This is a genomic window from Rhizobium nepotum 39/7 (genome assembly GCF_000949865.1).
Taxonomy (GTDB): Bacteria; Pseudomonadota; Alphaproteobacteria; order Rhizobiales; family Rhizobiaceae; genus Agrobacterium; species Agrobacterium nepotum.
On sequence record NZ_JWJH01000009.1, the window covers coordinates 71560 to 93899 of the forward strand.

General features: G+C 59.3%; 22 protein-coding genes and 3 pseudogenes. 11 read left to right on the forward strand and 14 right to left on the reverse strand.

Translation table 11 applies throughout. From position 1 onward, the window contains the following. Position 1 precedes the first annotated feature (1 nt). Positions 2–1393 (forward strand): ethanolamine ammonia-lyase subunit EutB, encoded by a 1392-nt coding sequence (locus tag RS75_RS11185; protein WP_045020337.1) that lies wholly within the window; start codon positions 2–4, stop codon positions 1391–1393. Between the two features lies 1 nt (position 1394). Continuing rightward, positions 1395–2225, forward strand: coding sequence for an ethanolamine ammonia-lyase subunit EutC (eutC, locus tag RS75_RS11190; protein WP_045020338.1), 831 nt, complete (start codon positions 1395–1397; stop codon positions 2223–2225). Between the two features lie 518 nt (positions 2226–2743). Here eutC and RS75_RS11195 read toward each other — a convergent pair. Beyond that, positions 2744–3301: a TetR/AcrR family transcriptional regulator gene (locus RS75_RS11195; protein WP_045020586.1), complete on the reverse strand. Its 558-nt coding sequence runs from the start codon at positions 3299–3301 to the stop codon at positions 2744–2746. 172 nt (positions 3302–3473) lie between these two features. Between RS75_RS11195 and RS75_RS27440 the strand changes: the two are divergent. After that, positions 3474–3722, forward strand: a pseudogene (locus RS75_RS27440) (alpha/beta hydrolase); the annotation flags it as partial. Between the two features lie 114 nt (positions 3723–3836). Beyond that, entirely contained in the window at positions 3837–4586 is a 750-nt protein-coding gene (locus RS75_RS11205) for an SDR family oxidoreductase (protein WP_045020341.1), read from the forward strand. Positions 4587–4779: 193 nt separating this feature from the next. On the opposite strand, the gene RS75_RS25595 is transcribed toward RS75_RS11205, so the two are convergent. The 3 genes and pseudogenes from RS75_RS25595 to RS75_RS11215 all read right to left on the reverse strand — a co-directional run bounded on the left by RS75_RS25595 (position 4780) and on the right by RS75_RS11215 (position 7481). Beyond that, the gene (locus RS75_RS25595; protein WP_324607183.1) at positions 4780–5157 is read right to left on the reverse strand and encodes a hemagglutinin repeat-containing protein; all 378 of its coding nucleotides are present in this window, start codon (positions 5155–5157) and stop codon (positions 4780–4782) included. Positions 5158–5209: 52 nt separating this feature from the next. Further along, complete coding sequence (traG, locus tag RS75_RS11210) at positions 5210–7123, reverse strand: Ti-type conjugative transfer system protein TraG (protein WP_200893627.1); 1914 nt, start codon at positions 7121–7123, stop codon at positions 5210–5212. A 50-nt stretch (positions 7124–7173) separates the two neighbouring features. After that, positions 7174–7481: pseudogene (locus RS75_RS11215) on the reverse strand (TraC family protein). 27 nt (positions 7482–7508) lie between these two features. On the opposite strand from RS75_RS11215, the pseudogene RS75_RS25600 reads away from it, so the two are divergent. Continuing rightward, positions 7509–8155 (forward strand): annotated as a pseudogene (locus RS75_RS25600) (AAA family ATPase). On the opposite strand, the gene RS75_RS11225 reads toward RS75_RS25600, so the two are convergent. Then, positions 8112–9107, reverse strand: a complete 996-nt coding sequence (locus RS75_RS11225; protein ID WP_234704249.1) for an aromatic alcohol reductase — start codon at positions 9105–9107, stop codon at positions 8112–8114. The pseudogene RS75_RS25600 and the gene RS75_RS11225 sit on opposite strands and share 44 nt — an antisense overlap. Before the next feature lie 24 nt (positions 9108–9131). Between RS75_RS11225 and RS75_RS11230 the strand changes: the two genes are divergently transcribed. Beyond that, on the forward strand, positions 9132–9578 hold the full coding sequence (locus RS75_RS11230; protein ID WP_234704250.1) for a winged helix-turn-helix transcriptional regulator: 447 nt from the start codon (positions 9132–9134) through the stop codon (positions 9576–9578). Between the two features lie 352 nt (positions 9579–9930). After that, positions 9931–10218, forward strand: coding sequence for a hypothetical protein (locus RS75_RS11235; RefSeq protein ID WP_045020349.1), 288 nt, complete (start codon positions 9931–9933; stop codon positions 10216–10218). Here the strand turns inward: RS75_RS11235 and RS75_RS27080 are convergent. The 5 genes from RS75_RS27080 to RS75_RS11255 form a co-directional block, all read right to left on the reverse strand. Beyond that, positions 10212–10544, reverse strand: a complete 333-nt coding sequence (locus tag RS75_RS27080) for a DUF72 domain-containing protein (RefSeq protein WP_234704251.1) — start codon at positions 10542–10544, stop codon at positions 10212–10214. The genes RS75_RS11235 and RS75_RS27080 overlap by 7 nt on opposite strands. Then, positions 10463–10819, reverse strand: coding sequence for a DUF72 domain-containing protein (locus RS75_RS27085; protein ID WP_234704252.1), 357 nt, complete (start codon positions 10817–10819; stop codon positions 10463–10465). Before RS75_RS27085 ends, RS75_RS27080 begins: the two co-directional genes overlap by 82 nt. A gap of 161 nt (positions 10820–10980) precedes the next feature. Further along, positions 10981–11676: a superoxide dismutase gene (locus tag RS75_RS11245; protein WP_045020351.1), complete on the reverse strand. Its 696-nt coding sequence runs from the start codon at positions 11674–11676 to the stop codon at positions 10981–10983. Between the two features lie 127 nt (positions 11677–11803). Continuing rightward, on the reverse strand, positions 11804–12130 hold the full coding sequence (locus tag RS75_RS25100; RefSeq protein WP_052679674.1) for a GCG_CRPN prefix-to-repeats domain-containing protein: 327 nt from the start codon (positions 12128–12130) through the stop codon (positions 11804–11806). A gap of 163 nt (positions 12131–12293) precedes the next feature. Then, positions 12294–12683: a winged helix-turn-helix transcriptional regulator gene (locus tag RS75_RS11255; RefSeq protein ID WP_045020357.1), complete on the reverse strand. Its 390-nt coding sequence runs from the start codon at positions 12681–12683 to the stop codon at positions 12294–12296. A 167-nt stretch (positions 12684–12850) separates the two neighbouring features. Between RS75_RS11255 and RS75_RS11260 the strand changes: the two genes are divergently transcribed. Together RS75_RS11260 and RS75_RS11265 are read left to right on the forward strand one after the other, a co-directional pair. Then, positions 12851–13249: a DoxX family protein gene (locus RS75_RS11260; protein ID WP_045020359.1), complete on the forward strand. Its 399-nt coding sequence runs from the start codon at positions 12851–12853 to the stop codon at positions 13247–13249. 20 nt (positions 13250–13269) lie between these two features. Continuing rightward, a complete protein-coding gene (locus tag RS75_RS11265; RefSeq protein WP_045020589.1) occupies positions 13270–14016 on the forward strand; it encodes an SDR family NAD(P)-dependent oxidoreductase in 747 nt (248 codons plus the stop codon). Between the two features lie 94 nt (positions 14017–14110). On the opposite strand, the gene RS75_RS11270 is transcribed toward RS75_RS11265, so the two are convergent. Both RS75_RS11270 and RS75_RS11275 read right to left on the reverse strand, forming a co-directional pair. Further along, positions 14111–17221, reverse strand: coding sequence for an efflux RND transporter permease subunit (locus tag RS75_RS11270; RefSeq protein ID WP_045020361.1), 3111 nt, complete (start codon positions 17219–17221; stop codon positions 14111–14113). After that, positions 17221–18333, reverse strand: a complete 1113-nt coding sequence (locus tag RS75_RS11275; protein ID WP_045020363.1) for an efflux RND transporter periplasmic adaptor subunit — start codon at positions 18331–18333, stop codon at positions 17221–17223. Before RS75_RS11275 ends, RS75_RS11270 begins: the two co-directional genes overlap by 1 nt. 98 nt (positions 18334–18431) lie before the next feature. Between RS75_RS11275 and RS75_RS11280 the strand changes: the two genes are divergently transcribed. Continuing rightward, the gene (locus tag RS75_RS11280; protein ID WP_045020590.1) at positions 18432–19019 is read left to right on the forward strand and encodes a TetR/AcrR family transcriptional regulator; all 588 of its coding nucleotides are present in this window, start codon (positions 18432–18434) and stop codon (positions 19017–19019) included. A 126-nt stretch (positions 19020–19145) separates the two neighbouring features. Beyond that, positions 19146–20426 (forward strand): beta-ketoacyl-ACP synthase II, encoded by a 1281-nt coding sequence (gene fabF / locus RS75_RS11285; RefSeq protein WP_045020365.1) that lies wholly within the window; start codon positions 19146–19148, stop codon positions 20424–20426. A gap of 310 nt (positions 20427–20736) precedes the next feature. Here fabF and RS75_RS11290 read toward each other — a convergent pair whose 3' ends face one another. Further along, a complete protein-coding gene (locus RS75_RS11290) occupies positions 20737–21924 on the reverse strand; it encodes an MFS transporter (RefSeq protein WP_045020367.1) in 1188 nt (395 codons plus the stop codon). Next, positions 21921–22259, reverse strand: coding sequence for an antibiotic biosynthesis monooxygenase (locus RS75_RS11295; RefSeq protein ID WP_045020369.1), 339 nt, complete (start codon positions 22257–22259; stop codon positions 21921–21923). The genes RS75_RS11290 and RS75_RS11295 overlap by 4 nt, the downstream gene beginning before the upstream one ends. Positions 22260–22340 lie beyond the last annotated feature (81 nt).

The window sequence follows — 22340 nt, forward strand, 5'->3', positions numbered from 1 at the left end:
AATGCCCTATACAACGACAATCGAGCAGACTGTCTTCCGCTTTGATGACCTGAAAATACTGCTGGCGAAAGCAACGCCGGAACGCTCCGGCGACCAGCTGGCTGGCATTGCGGCGGAAGGCCCGGTCGAGCGCTTGGCAGCCCAGATGGCGCTGGCCGATCTGCCCTTGAAAGCATTTCTCGGCGAGGAGCTCATTTCGTCGGAGGATGACGAAGTTTCCCGACTGATCGCGCAGCAGCACGATCCGGCAGCCTTTTCCGCAGTCTCCTCGCTTACTGTCGGTGAATTCCGCGAATGGCTGCTCAAGCCCGAGACGACGCATGAGCGGCTGGAGGCGGTGACCTGGGGACTGACCCCGGAAATGGTCGCGGCCGTATCGAAGATCATGCGCCTGCAGGACATGATGGCTGTTTCCGCCAAGCGACATGTCGTGACAAGGTTCCGCAACACGATCGGGCTTGCCGGGCGGCTTTCCACCCGCAACCAGCCCAACCACCCGACGGATGACAGCCGCGGCATCATAGCGTCTGCCATCGACGGCCTGCTGATGGGGTCGGGAGATGCCGTGATTGGTGTCAATCCCGCGACCGATGCGACGGATGACTATATCCGCATCGTTTCCTTGCTCGACGAATTGCGGGAAAAGCTTGCGATCCCGACCCAGACCTGTTGCCTTGGCCATATAACGACGGCGATCCAGGCAATCGAACGCGGTGCGCCGGTCGATCTCGTCTTCCAGTCGGTAGCGGGATCGGAAAAGGCCAATCGCGGCTTCGGCGTCGATCTGGCGCTTCTGAAGGAGGCACATGAGGCAGGGCGGTCGCTGGGTCGCGGCATGCCGGGTGCAAACGTCATGTATTTCGAGACTGGGCAGGGCGCGGCGCTTTCGGCCGATGCGCATTTCGGCGTAGACCAGCAGACGATGGAAGCACGGGCCTATGCCGTGGCGCGCGAGTTCGATCCACTGCTCGTCAACACGGTCGTCGGTTTCATCGGGCCGGAATACCTGTTCAACGGCAAGCAGATCATCCGTGCCGGCATCGAGGATCATTTCTGCGGCAAACTCCTGGGCCTGCCGATGGGCGTCGACGTTTGTTATACAAATCACGCCGATGCCGATCAGGAGGATATGGATACGCTGCTTACCCTGCTTTGCGCGGCTAATGTCAACTTCGTCATCACTGTTCCTGGTGCCGACGATATCATGCTGAATTATCAGTCGCTGTCGCATCACGATGCCGTCTATTGCCGCGAGACGCTGAAGCGGCCACCCGCACCAGAGTTCGAGAAATGGCTTTTCGAAATCGGCCTGACCGATCGCAATGGCGCGCTGGTCGGCGAGCCTGTCGCCCTTTCCAATTATGTCCGCAACAGCGCATTGATCGGAGCCTGACATGGTAAAGGTGCCAGAATCCACTGCTGCCGGAAAAAACCTGACCATCAAGGACATGACCGATGCGCGTGTTTCGCTCGGCCGTCATGGCGCAGGTCTTCCGACACGCGCGCAACTCGCTTTCCTTCTCGACCACGCGCGGGCCCGAGAAGCGGTCTGGACGAGCGTCGACCGGCCCTCACTGGCGGACAGACTCGATCGTCTTGGCCTTTCGGCTGTGAATGTCGAGAGCATGGCAAGTGACCGCAGCATCTATGTGCGGCGGCCGGATCTCGGACGGCAGCTTGAGGCGGAATCCGCCACACGGCTGAAACATGAGAGAACGATCAATGGTTATGATGTCGCGATTGTCGTTGCGGATGGCCTGTCATCCAGCGCAGTCGATCTCAATGCGGTGCCGCTGATCGAGGCGCTTGTTCCGAAGCTCTCGTCCCTGAACCTGACGGCTGCACCAATCGTGCTGGCAAGCCAGGCGCGCGTCGCACTCGGCGATCCTGCCGGTGAGGCATTAGGTGCAAAACTGACGATCGTGCTTGTCGGCGAACGTCCGGGGCTTTCAGCCGCCGACAGCCTCGGTGCTTACATCACTTACGGTCCAAAGTCGGGAAACCTGGATTCCAGCCGCAATTGTGTCTCCAATATCAGGGATGGTGGTTTACCGGTCTACGAAGCTGCCGAGATCATTGCCGCGCTGACCAGGGATATGATGAGGACCCGCGTCAGTGGCGTGGCGCTCAAGGCTGCCATGGTGGAGTTTCTCAAAAACCATGACAGTTCGCCTCCACCTAAAGTCTTCGGGGTACGAAACCTTATTGAACCTATTGGCTCCTAAGGATTGCATATCCCGAGGGATCGTAGTTTGGGTGGTCTATCATGCCGCCGCGCTCGTTGCGGCGCAGAGTTTCATCTTAACTTTCTATCATCGCAGCCGCCCAATGCTTTATTAAAAACTCTTATTACTGGCGACCGCAGCGGCTTATTGCGGACGGTAGCGTAGGCCGATATCTTTCGAGGGGACCGAACCAGACACGCTCTTGCGAGACGCAGATCCCGGAATCAGGCCGATTCAACAAGTTTCGGTCGTCGTCGTAGTAGTAGTGTGGCATGCAGAAGCGGGAGAACGGCGGCGAAGGCCTCATCTTGACGGATTACTCGCTACGATTGTTCGCCGATTGCGTGTGAAAAAGCCGGCGGCGATTCGGCGGCCCTTGCAAAGGCAGCGATTGGGTGGAAACCGGTAAGGCTTCTTTTGGGAAGGAAAGCACCGAAAGCTTCCATCGGTGAGTGTCGTTGCCCCCGGAAGCGATGGAGTTCTGGTATCTGTCCTATCGCGCCTCCTGGCAGCCGCGGCTATTTCGGCTTCGCCGCACCATAGCGCAGTCCATCCAGCAACAGCATGAGCATTCGTTCGGTATGGGCCGGCCCATCTTCCCCCGAGGCCACGGCGAGGTTTCCGATCGCGCGCAGCAGATCGTAGGGTGCAACGTCAGCTCGAACTTCTCCCGCACCGGCAGCGGCACTCAGCAGCGTCGACAGAGCAGGTTCAAATCGGCTTCGGAAATAGTCCGGTAAGGTGGCGAATGCCGGATCGCCGGAATGGAGCGCGGCGGCCAACCCTTGCTTGGTGGCCAGGAAGCGCGTGTAGAGCTTCAGCCAGGCTGCCAGCGCATCGGCTGGCCCGTGCTCAGCGGCAAGCGGCGCTGCCGCATCGGCGCAGGCATCAACTTCGCGACGGAACACCGCTGCCACCAGGTCAGCACGGGTCGGGAAACGGCGGTAGAGTGTACCCAGCCCAACGCCCGCTTGTGTCGCGATCTCCCGGATGGGAGCATCCACCCCCGAACGGGCGAACACGATCTTGGCGGCTTCCAAAACTGCTTCCTCGTTCCTGCGAGCATCGGCACGCATTCGCGGTGCGAGCGCTTCGGCATCGCCAGGAGCCGGTGACGCGGCCTCGACTGCATTCCGAAATTTGGTTGACAACATTTTCCGCGATCCTCCTTGTTAAGTGGATCATTGATCCGTATTTATAGTATAACGGATCAATGATCCGCTTGCCAGTTCGGAGGTTTGCAGTCCCATGTCCAGCTCGTTCGCTGAAGCCTGCGCGCATGCCGCCGGCTTACCCTCCATTGTCTCCACCGCTCCCATTGCCTTGCCGTCCCCGGGGCGGGGCGTTGACCTGTACGTCCGGGTTTCCGCGCCGGTTGCAGGCGACGTGCTACCCGTCATCATCTTCTCACACGGCAACGGCCAGTCGCTTCACGCTTATGGCCCCCTCGCTGATTATTGGGCGACGCACGGCTTTGTTGTGATCCAGCCAACGCATTTGGACTCATCGAGACGAAGTAGGCCGCCGGACGCGCCTGTTCCGGCTCCTCGTAACGCGCGCCCAGCCATATCCACGGTCGCGCTATACCATCACCACAAACAGGAGTTTCACATGAACACGATCCTCATCACCGGCAGCTCGTCCGGCTTCGGACTTGAGACTGCCCGCTATTTCCTCGATCGCGACTGGACTGTCATTGCCACAATGCGCACGCCTCGTAGGGATCTGTTGCCCGCATCCGAACGGCTGCGCGTCGTTGCACTCGATGTAACCGACGCTGCCAACATCACTCGTGTTCTGGATGAAACAGGGCCGATCGACGCCCTCGTCAACAATGCCGGTGCCGGCCTGATGGGTGCTCTGGAAGGCGTGCCGATGGACGCAACACGCCAGCTTTTCGAGCTGAACACGTTCGGTACCATGGCGATGTCGCAAGCGGCAATGCCCGGCTTCCGCGCGCGTGAAACGGGCGTGATCGTCAATGTGTCGTCCGCCGTGACGCTCAAGCCGCTGCCAATGTTGTCCGCCTATACGGCCAGCAAGGCGGCCGTGGAGGCATTCAGCGAAAACCTCGCGTTGGAGGTGGAGCCGTTCGGGGTACGCGTGCGCCTGGTCATCCCCGGTCGAGCGCCGGAAACGTCTTTCAGCGCGACCGCCCGTGCCCGCTCGCAGAACGGCATACCCGAGGCCTATGCCGACTGGGCGAAACAGGTGTTCGTAGCAACGCCGCCTCAGCCGGCCGAAATCACCACTGCGGGCGACGTGGCAAAAGCGGTCTGGCAGGCAGTAACCGATGTGTCTTCTCCGTTTCGCATCCTGGCCGGCGCGGATGCCATAAAGCTTGCCGCACAGGTCGCATAACGGCTCACTTCTGCCTCTTCACCGGCCGGATCGTTCGATGAGATCCGGTCGTACCGCCCGGAAGAGTCCAATGAGCTGATGCGCTCCGTCATCCCAATTTCACCAGCTCCTAAGAGACACTGAGCGATGACGGGTGGCTGGATTCCTCGATCCATGACGCGGGGGCCGATCGACGGAAACCGTGTTGGGCGAGTTAAATGCCGCTAGATGCGCCGGGAGGAACGGAGAGTATCGTGAGATCACCACCGACATTTGCAGTGACGGTGTCTCCATAAACCACCGCACCACCGAGACGCGTATCGTTTCCTGGCGCCAGAGTGATATCACCGGTTCCGTTGACGTGACTGTTGACCTGCGTGGTCCCATCACCGCTAGACCTGCCGGCCGATACATTAGCGCCACCCGTTAGTCTGGCGGAAACGCCGAAGCTTGCGCCTCCCGATGTTCTGCTTGTCGATGAACTGTTCGTCGCCTGGGCGCTTTCTCGAATGATATCCTTATCGGACTTGAGCATAATATCGCCGGCTTTGTCGTTGTCGGAAATGTTGATTTTTCCGTCTGAATCCTGCAGCGATTTGCGCCCCCTGACTCGTCAGACCCGCGCTTCTCTCCGGGATCGGCGCCTAATTCCGGTGGAACCTGTTTGTCTCGACGCATGCCTTCATGTCCTTGCGGCGAAACCAGATGGCACGTCCGCATCTGAGCGGTGCGTTTCCCGCGGTGAAGACGATCTGTTCGTCGGCCCGCATGCACAGAACTTCGTGTGGCTGGATGAGCGGTCGGGAAGCGAGCTGTTTCGAGCGTGTTCGCGACGACCCCTTTGCCTGGAAACTGCGGCTGACCTGGTCGATCTCGACTGTGGTCATACCACAGCGTCGGGCGATGTAATCGGCGGTCTCGGGATCGTTGATCGCGGCAAATGAAATCCAACTGGCACTCTCGAACCACTTGCTCGTTGCGTCGCGTCCACCATAGGTCTCACGCATCTGGCCAATCGACTGATAGATCATCGTGAGCGTGATCCCGTATTTGCGACCAGCGTCGCGCGCGGTCTCGATGATCCGCATGTAGCCGAGGCGGGCGACCTCATCGAGCAGAAACAGCGCGCGCCCCTCTATCTGGCCGTCGCGATTGTAGATCGCGTTGAGAAACGAACCGATGATGACACGGGCAAGACCCGAATGGGTTTCCAATGTCTTGAGGTCGATATTGATGAAGACGTCCGTGTTCCCTGCCGCGATGTCGCTGGTCGAAAATTTCCGTCCCGACACGAGTGCTGCGTAGTTTGGATAGGAAAGCCAGTGTGTCTCCTTGACCGCATTGGCATAGACGCCGGAGAAGGTTTCCGGCGTCATGTTGACGAAGGCTGCGACATTTTCCTTCACGAACTCCGAACCCGAATTGTCGTAGATGTCCTGCAGCCGCTTGCGCAATGTCGGCTCGGGCTCGGAGAGGTTCATGCGCACCTGCCGAAGCGTCTGGTCCTTCTCATCCGTGTGACCGGACAGGCAGACATCGGCGATCAGCGCTGTCAGCAGCTGCAGCGCCGAGGCGCGAAAGAAATCGTCACGGACGCCGCGCGCGCCGCCGCTATCGCTCATGATCCATGAGGCGACGGAGGCAATATCCTCTTCCTTCGTTCCTCCGAAACGCCCGACCCAGTCCAGGGCGTTAAAGCCGATGTCCGGCTTCTTCGGATCGAGAACGAACGCGTCCCTTCCCGCTCGGCCGCGATGGGCGCAGACCATCGGCGCGACCTCGTTCGATGGATCCAGGACGATCAGCGTGCTGCCCCATGTCAGCGCCGTCGGGATCGTCACCGACGTCGTTTTAAAGCCGCCGGAGCCGGCAAAGACAATCCCGTGCGATGAGCCGAACGAGCCATCGAAGCACAGCAAGGGCGACTTGCCACCGGCGCCCCATGTCTTTGCACTGTCGGCTCGAAACGCTCGGGCACCCACACTGTCTTTGTCGACGCGATAGCGCTCGCCGATGACGATACCGCCAGTCTTCGCAAACAACGTCGCGGCTTCCGTCAGTTTCATCCAATCCGCTTCACCGTAGAGCGCTCGTCTGCCGTGGATGCGCTTCGGCTCCGCGCTTGCGAATGCCGCATTTCCGATGAACGCCACGCGGAGTGCGAAGCAGGCACATAAGAGCACTGCACTCGCTCCGATCGACGTTGCCGGATCGAGAAGGGCCAAGACTGTCTTGTCGGCGGGTGCAGTCTTCATGAAAGAGGACAGGCGCGTTGTTTCGCGGACTGCTGCGACTGCGAGCGTCCCGCTCGATCCCGCGACGACACCCCACCCCGCCTGCCTGATGTTGATTGAGCCGACACTCGCGAACAGGAACAAGATACCGACCGCCGCACTGGCAAGATAGGGCAAGGCGATACCCGCCCGCCCCCATACCAGTCGTGCGGCCCCAGTCTTGCCGAAACTGGAGAGCCACTGTTCGATCCCTGTCATTCCGATGATGACCAGGATCATCAACGCCGCTGGCACGACGACGAGCGCAATCCTACTGATCGTCATTGCCGAAGGCCTCCACGCCGATCACCATGAGCCTGGAGCGCTCGGGTTCGTCACCCTTGATGCGACGCGCTGTCTCCATCAAAGCGCCCAGCAGCAGGCGTGTCCGGAGTGGTCTGCGCCTGTCTGCTGCTGTCGCGGACATCCTTTCCCCCTCCGGTCGTAGCGCCCTGCCCTCCGCGAAACCGTCTGACCACATCCGCAAAGGCAGCCTGCAGTTCCCCTTCCCCGATTTCGATCTCTCCAAGTCCGGCCTTGAGCACGACCCTGCCAATCCACTCGACCTCCCGGTCTCGGCTAGTTTGAACTGCTCCTGCAGCCTAGCGATTTCGTCGCGGATTTTGGAGGATGATTTCTTCATGTCCGATCGTCTCCTGGGTGAGAAAGCTTGTCTTTCGAAGCCATTTTTCCGGAGCGGAGTACGGAATGCACTACTGTAAATCCTACAATCGCCAAGGGCATTGCTTTTGTCATCGGCCGCGCCGGCGCCGGCAAGACGGCAATGATGAAGGCTGCCCGTGAAGCGTGGGAAACGGCCGGCTATCGTGTGGTCAGCGGAGCGTTGGCTGGCAAAGCTGCCGAAGGTTTGCAGAAGGAAGCTGGCATCGCTTCGCGCGCACTGTCGTCGTGGGAGCTTCGCTGGAACCAAGGGCGCAACCAGCTCGACGACAAGACTACTTCGTGCTCGATGAGGCTGGCATGGTCTCGTCCCAGCAGATGGCGTTGTTCATCGAAATGATGACGAAGGCTGGGGCAAAACTGGTTCTGGTCGGCGATCCGGAGCAGCTTCAGCCGATTGAAGCCGGAGCCGCCTTCCGGCCGATCGCCGATCGGATCGGCTATGCCGAACTCGAGACGATCTATCGTCAGCGCCAGCAATGGATACGCACGCGTCGCTCGATCTGGTCGAAGCGCCTCAGATGCTTTTTCATTCTGCAATCTACATTAAAGCGCTCGGCGCGGCCCCTGAACCGGTCGAGCTGCAGCGCTATCAGGAATGGAGGTTTTCGCGCATCCACTCTTCAGCAGTCGTGACATTGATGCCATTTCGCTCGTTGAAGCTGCCGCGCTTCGGCCATGCCACACCTTTGCCTTCAGCAAAGACCGCCCGATATTTCTTGATGTGGTTGTCGGGGTCCTGTGCAAGTTCCGACTTGAGCTGTGGAACTGTCCATTCCGCTTTCGTAAATGGACGCCCAAGCACCCTCTGAAGCTTGTCGGCAACCTCGCCATAGGTCACCGTGTCACCGGCAAGGTAGACGATCTCGTTGCGGATCGTCGGTTGAGCAAAGACCACCTCTGCGGTCAAGGCACCGATATCGTCAGGGGTCGTCAGCGTGACTTCCGTATCCAGGCTGCCCAGTGCATTGACCAGGTTCTTTTCGAGATCGACGACGTCAAATATCGGTTCGAACAAAAAGCTCGTGAACATTCCCGTGGAAATCACCACCCAGTCCGTTTTGTCCTGTCCACGCAGGAGGTCACGCACGTCGATCTGCGCGTCGAACAGGTCCTGAGGGCTGCCACGACCGATGACGTCGAAATCGACGCCGAACTGCCATGGAAAATACCGTTTTAGGTTGGCTTCGAGCGCAGCTCTGGCGAGTTTCATTGGTGTGTTTCGACCAGCGGAAAAGCCTGCACATCCGATCAGCGTATCATAAGGCGCAAAGATCGCTGCCAGCTCGCTTGTCGAAGCGGCAAGGATATCGCCGGTAACGACCTCTATCCCCAGTTCGCGTATTTCGGAGACATCGCGCTGTTTTACCGGGTCGTTGGATTCGACTGTCGCCGCTCGTAACAGGACGCTGATCATTGTCCCTTCGTAGTTTTTGGCTTTACGCGCTAGATTGCGGAGAACCGGCATGCCAAGTTCTCCGGCGCCAATGACCAGAATCGACTGTGCTTTTACTGTTTGCGAAGAGTTCATTTTGGAAATCCTTCTTACTCTCATCGTTGATGTGACCGGGTAACTGGCATATTTCAAAAGCGGTCGTAAGAAGGTACACGCGTGATACCGGAGGGCAGGACACTGACCAGAGATGAAATCCTGAGCTATTCTCAAGCGGTCTGCGATGGTCTTCGCGAGGACGAGGACGGCGTAAGACGCGAAGTTCTCACCCATGCAGGAAACAGATGGTCGCTGGGTGTTATCCATACGTTGGGTGTGTATGGCAGACTACGCCATGCCGATATTGGCCGTAGAATGCACGGCGTTACCCAGAGGATGCTGACACGCACCCTCCGCCAGCTTGAGAGAGATGGGCTGGTCACACGCTATGATCTTTCGGAAATGCCGCCACGCGTGGAATACGAGCTTACCGAACTGGGAATGGGGTTGCTGATCCGGATGATTCCGCTTTGGACATGGGTGGTTGAAAATTCGGATCAGTTTCGAAATTCGCGTAACGATTACGATTCCCGACCGCATGAGAAACCGTCGTGGCAGACATTTTGAGACGTGCGTCAATTGCCCTTGGGCATGGATGAGACCGACTGCGTTCCTGTGTTCATTGGTTGACGTTCCGAAATTGTTTCATTGCCAAACGACCGAAACAGGTCCACTCTGGTTACTCCAGCAGCCATATCACGGGCGCTGCTGTTTAAGGGTTGAAGACCCTGGCCCCGACGAAGGAGGACGCCATGTCTTCCATATTTCACCATCCGACGAAACACGATCTCGCAACTCTGGCGGGCTATGCCTTGTCTGCGGCAAGCCTTGCGCTGATCGTTTACATCCTCATCGGAACGTAGTTGCGATACCGGCTGTAAATGCGCCGGTTACAACGTAACGGAAAGCAGTGATCCACATGATCGAAAGAATCACAGAGACCGAAATCACATTCACGCATCCATTTCGTCTGGAAGCCCTTTCGGAACTCTTGGGAGCGGGCACATATCGCCTGGTCGTAGACGAGGAGTTGATAGAAGGCTTGAGCTTCACGGCATATCGCCGGGTGGCAACTCACCTTGAGATTCCCGCGATTTCCATCGCGGTGGCCCGACGCCAGTTCCTTCAGGTATCATCAACCGAGATAGATGAGGCATTGGCTCTCGATGACGCAAACGCAGAGGTCAGTCCGCGTGCCGTTCAGTAATTACGCCATGGTCGAGCATTGCCATCGTATTCTGAATTGGGGCAGCAAAGGCCGTGTTGTCGAAAACGCACCAGGGTTCGGCGGAAAGACGTTTTTTTGAAAGAGCGGATTTCGTCCGCGCTGTAGTCGGAATAGTAAATTCTGGGCGCGCCGTGCAGCCGGAGATATTGGGGCGGCTCGGAAAAATCACCCACGGACCAGACCCGTGCCGGATCGGCCAGAACGCGATCAATGGCGTGACGGCTTAAAACCTCTTCCGCCTGCTGCGTGGCCCAACTCGTGTGGCATGGTTCGAGCACGAGCATGCCTGAAAAAAACTCACGCATGGCTTTGAACGCGGCGCTGCTTCATGGACATCGAACTCAAGAGTGGACGGCGACTGGCACAATAATGGCCCAAGCTTGCCGTTCAGCGCCGGGAGTTCTTCCACAAATGTCTTGAAGAGTTGTCCGATGGCTCGCAACCGATGCTCCTGCGTTATTTCGCGGGGCAGTTTCACAGCAGAGCGGAAGTCATCCGGCACCGCACTTGTCCAGCACTCGAACGTCGTCGTCCTATTGCGGCGATAGAAAGTGGAATTGATCTCGACGCCGTTGAACACGGCGGCATAACGGCTGAGCCCACTTCCCGTTTCGGGAAAAACGGTACGCGACGGTCTTTGGAATCCATCATCCAGCTGTTGCGATAACAGGCACTTTCCTCCGCCCTTGTGGATCTGAAAAAGAAGGCCGGCGCATGACCTTCGGCGCCGCCTGCGCGGGCTCAGGCACTCATACGCTCTTCAACAACCCGCCAGTTGACCAGTTTCTCGAGCACCGAACGGATATGCTCTGCCTTGCGATTTTCATAATCGACGTAATATGCGTGTTCCCAGATATCGATACCGAGATAAGCGGGGCGGCCGACAGCGACCGGGTTGTTACCGTCCTCGTATCCGATAAGCGCAAGCTTGTTATCGTCGTCGCGCGTCAGCCAGACCCAGCCTGTACCAAATACCGTATCGGAAACATCGACTGCCCGCTTGATGAGGCCATCATAATCGCCGAAAGTCTCGTTTATCCGGGCGCCAAGATCACCCTCCGGCCGGTTCGGCCCGCCTGGAACGAATTGATCCCAATAGGCGACGTGGTTCCAGGCCTGGGCGGCGTTGTTGAAGATTTTGATATCTTCCGCCGCTTCGGATTTAGCGGCCTCTTTGACGATCTCGACTAACTCCATGTCGGCGTAACGGGTGCCGGCGGCCAGTGTGTTGAGCTTGTCATAATAGGCTTTATGGTGCTTTCCGTAATGCAAACTTACCGTTTTCTCCGAAATGACGGGCGCCAGATCGGCCTGCGCGAACGGAAGGGCCGGCTGCGTCAAAGGCAGGGCGGCATGTGCGACATGCGGACGGGGAAAGACGGTTGCGACAGCGGTAACCGCACCGGCTGCGAGGATGGTGCGTCTGGTGATATGCATGATTTTCTCCTTTGAATGACGGGTTCGTGGACTAACCCACAACTTCGCCTCAGGTTTCCTCACGCTTATTTGAAACGAGCCGCATATGAAAAAGGCCCTCCCGGTTGAGAGAGGGCCCCAGCACTAACTACCAACGATAATCGCGGCGGTCTCGCCATTCGCGCTGTTCGCGCCAGTCTCTGCGCTCCCGCCATTCTCTGCGAGCCTGACGATCACGCCACTCCCTGCGGCCTTCCCAATGATCACGCCTGTCCCAGCCGCGCTCATATCTCGGCGGTCCATTGGGCCGGCAATATCCGCGCGGCGATAGATGAAAGCCGCGTCCGCAGGCATAGTCCACGCTATGAATGTTGGATGCCAGGGGCGTGGACGGTTGACCGACAGGCATGGCGTTCGCGCCGCTGCCGAACAGGGCACCGAGAATTATTCCAGCGCTTAAAATCATCTTACGCATTTCATCTCCCTCCTTTTGGGATGGAGGGATTTAGCGCCCTGGCCGGTGAATTGCAGCTGAATGAACCTTGGTGTTTTCGTGGCAATGCTGCCCAATTATGGCCCAGATCCGTGACGTCCCGATCCAGACCGCCCCACCAGAAGTTTGCGCCCGATAAAGCCTTTCAACGGGTACGCTTCGCAACGGAGGGGACGTCATTCGGCTTGCGCCCCCGTAGTGCGGGTTTGGCAGGAACGGTCTTGCCATGCTCTTCCCACCAGACGCTCAAAGCCTCCATCGTCGGCCCAAGGCCACGCGCCTTTTGTGTCATCTCATATTCGACACGTGGCGGCACCTCAGCAAACACGGTGCGCGAGACCAGGCCGTCCGCCTCCAGCTCGCGAAGCTGCGCCGATAACATGTGCTGCGTGATGCCCGGAATAGCCTTGCGCAACTCCCCGAAGCGGTAAATCCGCTGGTGCAGCAGCCACATGATTTCCAGCTTCCATTTTCCCGACAGCATCGCAAAGGCGCGGCGCATCTCGTTCTGCATCGTGAAATCGTTCTCGGTCATTAGTCAGGTTTTCCATACTTAGTGATCGAAATTCATCCTACTTGCGAAAATTCATCATAAGCTACAATTTCAATACAAGCTCTTGGCCGCCGGTGCAACGCAGCACCCGAAAAGAGCCCGGCTTTCGCCCAGTCCCGCCACCACGGTTCGACGATCAAGGATATCTCATGACCGCGATTTACACATACTGGATCAGCACGGCGCTCCTGTCGCTGCTGTATCTGTCATCCGCCCTCCTATACGTAACCAAGCCGGAATTCGTGCGAAAGGTCCAGGCCGACCTTGGCTATCACGCCGCCAATCTGGTGCCGTTCATGATCGCGGTGAAGGTCTTCGGACCGCTGGCGATCCTGTCACGGATCAACGTGCCGCTCAGCGATCTCGCCTATGCGGGCATGTTTTACCACCTGATCCTGTCGGGACTGGCCCATCTCGGTGCGCGCAGTCTGAAAGGTGCGGCGCCCGCAGCCATCGGCCTTTTGTTTCTGGCCGCATCCTTCGCAACACAGAATGACGCGCGCGACGTGCCGTCGCCCTATGCGCTCGAAGCAATGACGTATCGATAAACCGAAAAATGGAGATGAACATGAAAAGACTTGAGGGCAAGGTTGCCATCATCACTGGCGCCGGCCGCGGAATTGGTCGCGCCACGGCCAGGCTCTTTGCGGCGGAGGGCGCAAAAGTTGCGGTTCTGTCGCTCACTCCCGCCAATGTGGAAGCCGTCGTGGCCGACATCGAGGCAGCGGGCGGAACCGCGCTGGGCATTGCGACCGACGTCAGCAAGACCGATCAGATCAGGGTAGCGATCGACAGGGTCGCCGCAACCTGGGGCGGCATCGATATTCTCGTAAACAACGCCTTCGACCCCTCGGTGGTGCAGTCTTCGGTGCTCGATCTGTCGATCGATCAGCTGCAACGCAACTTCGATATGGGCCCTATCGCCTTCCTGCGGATGATGCAGGCGGCGTATCCGTATCTGAGGGCCAGTGGAGAGGGCCGCGTCATCAATTTCGGCTCGCTGGCCGGCATTACCGGCCTGTCGCCCTACGCCCCCTACAATATGGCGAAAGAGGCAATCCGGGCGCTGACCCGTAGCGCGGCCCGCGAATGGGGCATCGACAAGATCACGGTCAACAACCTCCTGCCGGTTGCCGATACCTGGGGCGCTGCCGAAGCCAACATGCCGGCGCCCGACAATGCGCTTGCCCGGTTCGGCTCGCCCGAAGAGGACATCGCGCCCGTCGCGCTGTTCCTCGCCAGCAGGGATTCCCGGTTCATCACCGGTTACAGCCTCACGCCCGATGGCGGAATGATTATCGACGCCGCGCGTTAATATGGCGAAGGATTGCCGCCCTTCCACTGCACCCGGCGGATAAAAGAGGCTATCCGCCGGGCGAAACAGGAGCAACTCCCGATCTGAAAACGCCCTATTCGGCGGCCATTGCGGGTAGTGGCTCCAGAGGTTCAACCATGTCCTCGTGGCCGTTTCCCGCCGTTGGCTTGATCCGGAACCACACCGCGTAGAGGGCTGGAAGGAACAGCAGGATCATCACGGTACCCGCCGCCGTACCACCGATCAGCGTATAGGCCATCGATCCCCAGAATACAGAGTGGGTCAGGGGTATGAAGGCGAGGACGGCAGCAAGTGCCGTCAGAATGACGGGACGCGTCCGTTGCACCGTGGCTTCGATGACTGCGTTATAGTCATCAAGTCCGGCAGCCTGGTTTTCCTTGATCTGCTCCGTCAGGATCAGCGTGTTGCGCATCAGGATACCCGCCAGTCCGATCAGGCCGAGAATGGCGTTGAAGCCAAAGGGCTGATTGAAGAGAAGCAATGTCGGCACTACCCCGGCAAGGCCAAGCGGCGCCGTCAGCATAACCATCGTCATCGTCGACAGACTGCGAACCTGCAGGATGATGACGATCAACATCGCCGCAATCATCAGCGGGAAGACCTGGACCAGCGCGACATTGGCCTTGAGCGACTCCTCGATGTTTCCGCCCATCTCAATGCGGTATCCGACCGGCAGCGATGCGATGAGCGGTTGCAGCGCCTTCATGACCTGCTGCGAGACCTCCGGCGGCTGCGTCGCCTCGTTGATATCGGAGCGGATCGTGATTACCGGCGTGCGGTCGCGGCGTTTCAGGATCGGCTCCTCGAACCGGATCTCGGAATGGCCGATCTGATCGAGCGGCACCTGCCGGCCATCCCGGCTCATCAGCGAAAAATCGCCCAGCCTTGATGGATCGAGCCGGTTGTCGCCGGCGCTGCGCGCGACCACGGGAACGTTACGGATGTTGTCGCGCACCTGCGTCACCGGAATGCCGCTCAGCAGCAATTGCATCTGCTGGGCTGCTTCGGAAGAGGAAAGGCCAATAAGATTGAGGCGATCCTGATCCGGAACGAAACGCAATACCGGCGTTCGGTTGCCCCAGTCCCGGTTAGCCTGGCGGACATCGGGCACAGTTTTCATAATGGCCAGCGCCTGCTCGGATATTCTGTAGAGTTCGTCCTGATCCGGTCCCATGATCCGGAACTCGACCGGGAACGGCGTGTAAGGTCCGAATACCAGCTGCGTCACACGCACGGACGCCTCAGGAACGAGGCCCTCCGATATGGCGGCGCGAAGGCGGTGCTTCAGTTCTTCTCTTGCATGGGCATCGGGCGTCAGCACGACGACCTTGGCGAAGGCGGGGTCGGGCAATTCGGGCGCCATGGCGAAGAAGAAGCGGGGAGCGCCCTGCCCTACATAGCTGGTGACTATTTTTGTTTCCGGCTGGGTTTGCAGCCAGTCTTCGACTTTCTTCACCGCAGCCGTCGTCGCTTCGATACTCGTGCCTTCCGGCATGCGGACTTCCACCAGCACCTCCGGGCGATCCGATGTCGGGAAGAACTGTTGCTTCACGCCGCCCATGCCGACGACCGAGGCGGCCATCATGATAGCGACCACCGCGCAGGTGACGAATTTATGGCGTACCGCAAACTTGATGATGGAACGCAGACGACGATAGTTGGGCGTATCATAGATGGCATGGTGCCCGCCTTCGACCGGCTTGATGTCAGGCAGCATCTTTACCCCCAGATAGGGGGTAAACGTCACAGCGACGATCCAGGACACGATCAGGGCAAAGCCTACCACCCAGAAGATGTTGCCGGCATATTCGCCAGCCGTTGATTTGGCAAAACCGACCGGCATCAGCCCGATGATCGTGACGAGGGTTCCCGACAGCATCGGTGCCGCCGTATGGCTCCAGGCATAGGCGGCCGCCTTGATGCGGTCCATGCCCTCTTCCATCTTCACCACCATCACCTCAATGGCAATGATGGCGTCGTCCACGAGAAGCCCCAACGCAAGGATCAAAGCGCCGAGCGTGATACGGTCGAAGAACCGGCCGGTTTCCAGCATGATCAGGAAGACGACGGCGAGCGTCAGCGGCACGGCGAGCGCGACAACGATGCCGACCCGCCAGCCGAGTGCGACCAGACTGACGAACAGAACTACACCAAGTGCCATTGCGAATTTGAGCATGAATTCACCGACAGCCTCATCGATGTTGACGGCCTGATCGCTGACTTTGGTCAGTGTCATCCCCAGAGGCAGCGTCTGCGCGATCGCGGCGGAGCGCGTTTCCAGCGCCTTGCCGAGTTCGAGACCGTTCCAGCCCTGCTGCATCACCGCGCCCAGCATGATCGTAGGCTCACCCTCATGACGGATGATATAGGTCGCTGGATCCTGATAGCCGCGTCGCACATCTGCGAGATCGGAGAGCTTCAAAGTCCGGCCAGCAGCCACGATCGGCGTATCGGAAATCGCTTGCACACTATTGTAGGCACCGTCGAACCGAATGAAGACCTGTGGTCCCCGCGTGTCGATAGAGCCGGCCGGGGTAACTGTATTCTGCCTCTGTAGAGCAGCAGCGACGTCTTGCGCAGATATGCCGAGTGTCGCGAGTTTTGCATAAGAAAACTCAACGAAAATCTGTTCGGGTCGCTCCCCGACGATGTTGATTTTCTTGACGCCCGGAACGTGCAGGAGGTCCTGGCGGATCACCTCCGCCTGCCGCACGAGGTCGCGCATCGGCATTCCCTTGGCCTTCAGCGCATAAAGCCCGAAGCTGACATCGGAATATTCATCGTTGACGAACGGCCCGATGACCCCCGGCGGGAGATTTCGGGCTTCATCCCCGAGCTTCTTGCGGGCCTGATAGAATTCTTCCGCGACGGCACTGGCCGGCGTGTTATCCTTCAGCGTGACCGTGAGGAAGGCATATCCCGGCCGCGTCGTGGTTTCGACCCGGTCATACCAGGTGAGTTCCTGGATGCGCTTCTCAAGCGGCTCGGCGACGAGATCCTGCATTTCCCGTGCAGTGGCACCAGGCCAGACCGATGTGACCGTCAGGGTCTTGATGGTGAAGGATGGATCTTCGGCGCGTCCCAGCTTGACGAAGGCGTAGGCACCGGCTGCGGCCAGCAGCACAATAAAGAACAGGGTGATGGCGCGTTCGCGAACGGCAATGGCGGAAAGATTGAAGTTCATTACTTCGTCACCTTTTGCTGCGAGGCAATCCTGACGGCCGCGCCATCGGCGAGGAGATGCGCGCCCAGTGCTACAACCTGCTCCCCAGTTCCAATTCCCGTGACGAATGCCGTCTCCTCGCCAATTTGCTGAACTTTGACCGGGGTGAACTTCACCGTTGATGTGGTGCCGTTGACGACCCACACGCCTGTTCGATTTCCGTCGTCCAGAATTGCGCCGACGGGTACGGCGACTTCCGACTGGCGGTCAGCATCAAGAATTCTAATCGTCACTGTCGAGCCAAGCGGGGCGGAAGCCGCATCGCCGTCAAGAACATAACGCGCCTCGTAGGTACGGGTTTGCGGATCGGCGGAATCCGAGATTTGCCTAAGTTTGGCCTTGCCGCTGAGACTTCCGCCACCGTAGACATTGGCCTGCGCTTCCGATCCGATCTCCGGCCGGAAAGTTTCCGGCAGCCAGACAACAGCCTCACGCGGGCCGGCCTGTGCCAGCTGCACGACGGTCTGGCCAGCGGCCACGACCTGTCCGGAATCTCCAAGGGTATTGACGACTGTTCCGTCGGAGTCAGCGAGAAGAGTTGTGTAGTTTGCTGCGTTTTCAGCAACCTCCGCATCCGCTTCGGCAGCAGCAAGCTGTGCTGTTGCCGTATCCAGAGCTGCCTTTGCCTGCTCGTAACGCTGCGGAGTGGCGGCGAGCCCATTTTTCACCAGAGCGGCATATCGTTTCTCGTCGGCCTGCGCCTGTATCAGGACGGCGCGCGCCGCCGTAACCGTATTGCGTTTCGCCGTCAGCGCGAGCTGGAGATCGGTTTCATCGATACGCATCAGGGCCTGCCCCTGCCTCACCTGCTGACCGACATCGACCAGCCGCTCAACGATTTTGCCCGGAACCCGAAAGCCGAGATTGCTCTGCACCCGCGACGCCACCGTGCCGGTGAACGAGCGTTCCGCCGTTTCAGTCTTCTTCGCCTGCGCCACCCGCACCAGCGGCGAAACAGTTCGCGGATCTTTAGCCTCCGCTTCGGGTTTGGGCATTTCAGACAGCAGGAAGATGGCGGCGGCTCCAGCCGCTGCCACGAGACCCACGGAGGTCAGTACATGTTTGCGTTTCATTTCAGGTTCTCTTCTTGACCAGCGACCGATATAATTTAGATTGCGATCTAACTCTATTTCGGTTATAGATGTCAAATGAAATCTAATTGGAGATCATCATGAGAGTGAGCCGCGCACAGGCCGAGGCAAATCGGGAAACAGTCATCGACGTCGCCAGCCGCCTGTTTCGGGAGCATGGTTTTGACGGAATCGGCCTGAAAGATCTGATGAAGGGTGCCGGTCTCACGCAGGGTGGCTTCTATAAGCAGTTCGCCTCGAAGGACGATCTTGCCGCGCTGGCATCGAGGCGCGCGATGGAAAGCGCGACACGAAGATGGTCGGAAGCGGCTGCGGATAATTCCGACCCTCTCGAAGCCGTCGTGCAATTTTACCTCTCGCCGGATCATCGCGGTGAAAAGGCCGAAGGCTGCCCGTTGGTGGCGTTGGGGTCGGATGCGGCGCGACAAAGCGAAGGGGTCAGACGTCCGTTTGAGGACGGTATCCGGGCGCACTTCGAAGTTCTTGATGAGCTGATGGACAATCCCGAGAGGTCCGGTCCCAGCGACAAGGCGATGGCGATACTGTCCCTGATGGTCGGCGCCGTCACGATATCGCGCATCATGGAGGACGAGAAGCTGTCGCAGGGCATCCTCGACGCGGCCGCCGGTGAAGTCAGGCGCATCGCGCGCGGCGATGACGCCGCCTGAAGACTATCGGCAGGTCCGATGATCCGGAGCCGACAAGGGCGTGAGGTATGTCGCCAACCCGGGATGCTGAAGCCCGGGGCACTCAAGGCATCTCAATTTTTACTGTAAAGACAGGTGGAAAAGATTATGCGTCGTATCGTTGTGACAGGAATGGGAGCTGTAAGCCCCCTCGGGAAGAATGTCGACATCTCCTGGTCGCGTCTTATTGCGGGCAAAAGCGGCATTCGTCGGCTGGGCGACGATATCGTCGGGGACCTGCCCTCGAAAGTCGGGGGCGTTGTGCCCACCTTCATCGAGGATCCGGAAGGCGGCTTCGATCCCGATACGGCCGTTGCTCCGAAGGACCAACGCAAGGTCGACCGGTTCATCATCTTCGCTCTCGCGGCCGCTGAGGAGGCGCTCGCGCAGGCGGGCTGGAAGCCCTCCTCGAACGAAGACCGCCTGCGAACAGCGACGATCATCGCGTCGGGCATCGGCGGCTTTCCCGCAATCACCGAAGCCGTTCGCACCGTAGATCAACGCGGCGTCCGCCGTCTCTCGCCCTTCACCATACCGTCGTTCCTCGTTAACCTCGCAGCCGGACAGGTCTCGATCCGCCATGGCTTCAAAGGCCCGCTCGGCGCGCCGGTGACCGCATGTGCCGCCGGTGTCCAGGCAATCGGCGATGCCGCAAGGCTTATTCGATCCAATGAAGCCGACATTGCGATTTGCGGCGGAACAGAGGCCTGCATGAACATCGTCAGCCTCGGCGGTTTCGCCGCGGCCAGATCGCTATCGACCGATTTCAACGATACACCGAGCGAAGCATCGCGTCCCTTCGACGTGTCGCGTGATGGGTTCGTCATGGGCGAAGGGGCCGGCATGCTCGTCATAGAGGCGCTGAGCCACGCCCTTGCCCGCGGCGCCACACCGCTTGCCGAACTCGTCGGATACGGCACGACGGCCGACGCGCATCACATCACCTCCGGCCCGGAAGACGGCAACGGCGCGCGCCGCGCCATGGAAATCGCCATCGCGCAGGCCGGAATAACGCCTCGGGACATTGGTCACCTCAATGCGCATGCCACCTCCACGCCGGTCGGAGATCTCGGCGAGATCAGGGCCATCAAAAGCGTCTTCGGTTCTGACAACGGCGTAGCGGTCAGCGGGACGAAATCCGCAACCGGGCATCTGCTCGGTGCAGCCGGTGGGCTGGAAGCGATCTTCGCGATCCAGGCACTCAGAAACCAGATTGCGCCGCCGACCCTCAACCTCAATGCACCGGATCCGGAAGCCGAAGGTGTCGATTTCGTCGCCAACGAAGCGCGACATCTCGCAACGGAATACGCAATATCCAACGGCTTCGGCTTCGGCGGGGTCAATGCAAGCGCGATATTCCGGCGCTGGGACGGCGGCAGCGCGATATGAACACGACCGAAAAGAGACCGGGGAACAGCCGGCAAAAATCCACCCTCACTGTTCTTGCATAGCTGCACTGCACAAAATTTGTTTGCATGCCGCACAAATTTTAGTCATTAAGCCCACAGCTGATGCACGCGATGGTGTCCTCCCAGTTCCATCGCATCAGCTGTTCCCCTCTGGAGGTTTTTAACCTTCATACCTAAGGGCCTCGGTTTTCCGATGGCCCCTTTTTTTTGCCTGCACGGCATCATCAGGCAGACTGCCCCGGCAAGCGCCGCGTCCCACGGCAACCAGACGGCAAACGCGACTGCGAGTTTCAGTTCGGAGACGACAGGCCGACAGCCTGGCATTCGGTATCGGCGCGTTTCATGCAGACTGCTGCTGCGACAGCCCCTGCGAGCAGGACGATGGCGATGCGAGGTAATCCCTCCGCTCCGGCGGTATCGAGAACGAAGCCGCCCGCAGCTGCGCCACCGAAAATGGCAACATTCCATGCCGTGACGATCATTGCCTGAGCCACATCGGCCACCGGGCCTGTCGCACGCGCCGATGCGGTCTGGAACAGCGTTGCCGCCCCGCCAAACGCCAGCCCCCAGATAAGCGCGGCACAATAGATGGCCAGGGGCGCGCCGGTTGCGAACACAAAGACCAGCGTGGCAACGAGGAACAGGCCGATGCTGACGAATGTCATTGGTCGCAACCACCTGTCGATCAGGGCTGCCGTCAGGCCGATACTGACCAGTGCGGCCCCACCAAAGACCAGAAGGATGCTGTCGATCCGGGCAGCCATGCCATGGCTGGTCAGAATGGGCGCGATATAGGTGTAGAGCAGGTTGTGGGCCAGCACGAACAAAAGTGTCACCGCCAGCACCGGCCTTATGCCCGGAACCACAAAGACCTGCGATAATGAAGGCCTCTCCGTTTCACGCTCGCCGGCAAAATCCGGCACCTTCGCAATAATCCAGCCGACCAGCAGCAGGGCAATGACACTGAGCAGCCCGAATGTCAGCCGCCATCCCACAAGCATGCCGACAAACGTCCCGCCAGGAATACCGATTGAGAGCGCAAGCGGTGTGCCCGCCATGGCAATTGCCATGGCGCGTCCCGCAAGGTGCGACGGCACCATCCGGACCGCGTAACCCGCAAGCAACGCCCAGAGCAAGCCGGCCGACAGGCCCGCGACGAAACGCGCCGCCATTGCCACAATGAAGCTTCCCGTCAGGGCGGTGACCAGATTGGCGAGCGCGAAACCGACCACGGCCCCAAGCAGAAGCGGCCGTCTGCGCCAGCTTCGGGTAGCGGCCGTCAGCGGGATGGCGGCAAGCAGCGACCCGAGCGCATAGATGCTGATCCATTGTCCGGCCTGGGCTTCGCTTACACCCAGCGATGCCCCGATCTGCGGGAGCAGCCCGGCCGGCAGGGCCTCTGTCAGGATCGTCACGAAGCCGGCTACCGCGAGAGCGGACAAGCCCGCAAGCGGCAACGAATCGTCACGCGTCCTCACGACGGCACCTTAGGCAGCACCAGATCGCCGACGGTATAGGTGTGAAACTCGCTGTTCGACACGGTATCGAGCCGGCCGAACTTCTCCAGAAATACCGGATCGGAAAAGAAGATCTCGACATCGCCGGGATCGGAGATAGCTTCGATATTCACGACGGTCAGACCATCGGTGCTCTTGGCGAGGTTGCTCCACAGAAAGCCGGGCTTCCGCTCCGCGACATAGTGCACGACATCCTGGATCAGCTGGAACGCTTCCTCCTGTTTGCCGGGGTGAACGTGAATGACGTTGACGATGAAAGTCGTTGGCAATGGCTGGGTCGTGAAAGCGGGGATCATGGTCGTCTCCTTGGTTGCGGAGACCCGGATATAGCCGAGGGACTTTCCCGGAAAAATAAGCCTCTATTCCGATGACTAAGG

Bases quoted from the DNA above. Each gene is read 5' to 3' on its own strand.
- RS75_RS11185 (WP_045020337.1), top strand. From the start codon at position 2: ATGCCCTATACAACGACAATCGAGCAGACTGTCTTCCGCTTTGATGAC.
- eutC (WP_045020338.1), top strand. From the start codon at position 1,395: ATGGTAAAGGTGCCAGAATCCACTGCTGCCGGAAAAAACCTGACCATC.
- RS75_RS11195 (WP_045020586.1), bottom strand. From the start codon at position 3,301: ATGCGTGCCGATGCTCGCAGGAACGAGGAAGCAGTTTTGGAAGCCGCC.
- RS75_RS11205 (WP_045020341.1), top strand. From the start codon at position 3,837: ATGAACACGATCCTCATCACCGGCAGCTCGTCCGGCTTCGGACTTGAG.
- traG (WP_200893627.1), bottom strand. From the start codon at position 7,123: ATGACGATCAGTAGGATTGCGCTCGTCGTCGTGCCAGCGGCGTTGATG.
- RS75_RS11235 (WP_045020349.1), top strand. From the start codon at position 9,931: ATGATCGAAAGAATCACAGAGACCGAAATCACATTCACGCATCCATTT.
- RS75_RS27080 (WP_234704251.1), bottom strand. From the start codon at position 10,544: ATGCGTGAGTTTTTTTCAGGCATGCTCGTGCTCGAACCATGCCACACG.
- RS75_RS11245 (WP_045020351.1), bottom strand. From the start codon at position 11,676: ATGCATATCACCAGACGCACCATCCTCGCAGCCGGTGCGGTTACCGCT.
- RS75_RS25100 (WP_052679674.1), bottom strand. From the start codon at position 12,130: ATGCGTAAGATGATTTTAAGCGCTGGAATAATTCTCGGTGCCCTGTTC.
- RS75_RS11255 (WP_045020357.1), bottom strand. From the start codon at position 12,683: ATGACCGAGAACGATTTCACGATGCAGAACGAGATGCGCCGCGCCTTT.
- RS75_RS11260 (WP_045020359.1), top strand. From the start codon at position 12,851: ATGACCGCGATTTACACATACTGGATCAGCACGGCGCTCCTGTCGCTG.
- RS75_RS11265 (WP_045020589.1), top strand. From the start codon at position 13,270: ATGAAAAGACTTGAGGGCAAGGTTGCCATCATCACTGGCGCCGGCCGC.
- RS75_RS11270 (WP_045020361.1), bottom strand. From the start codon at position 17,221: ATGAACTTCAATCTTTCCGCCATTGCCGTTCGCGAACGCGCCATCACC.
- RS75_RS11275 (WP_045020363.1), bottom strand. From the start codon at position 18,333: ATGAAACGCAAACATGTACTGACCTCCGTGGGTCTCGTGGCAGCGGCT.
- RS75_RS11280 (WP_045020590.1), top strand. From the start codon at position 18,432: ATGAGAGTGAGCCGCGCACAGGCCGAGGCAAATCGGGAAACAGTCATC.
- fabF (WP_045020365.1), top strand. From the start codon at position 19,146: ATGCGTCGTATCGTTGTGACAGGAATGGGAGCTGTAAGCCCCCTCGGG.
- RS75_RS11295 (WP_045020369.1), bottom strand. From the start codon at position 22,259: ATGATCCCCGCTTTCACGACCCAGCCATTGCCAACGACTTTCATCGTC.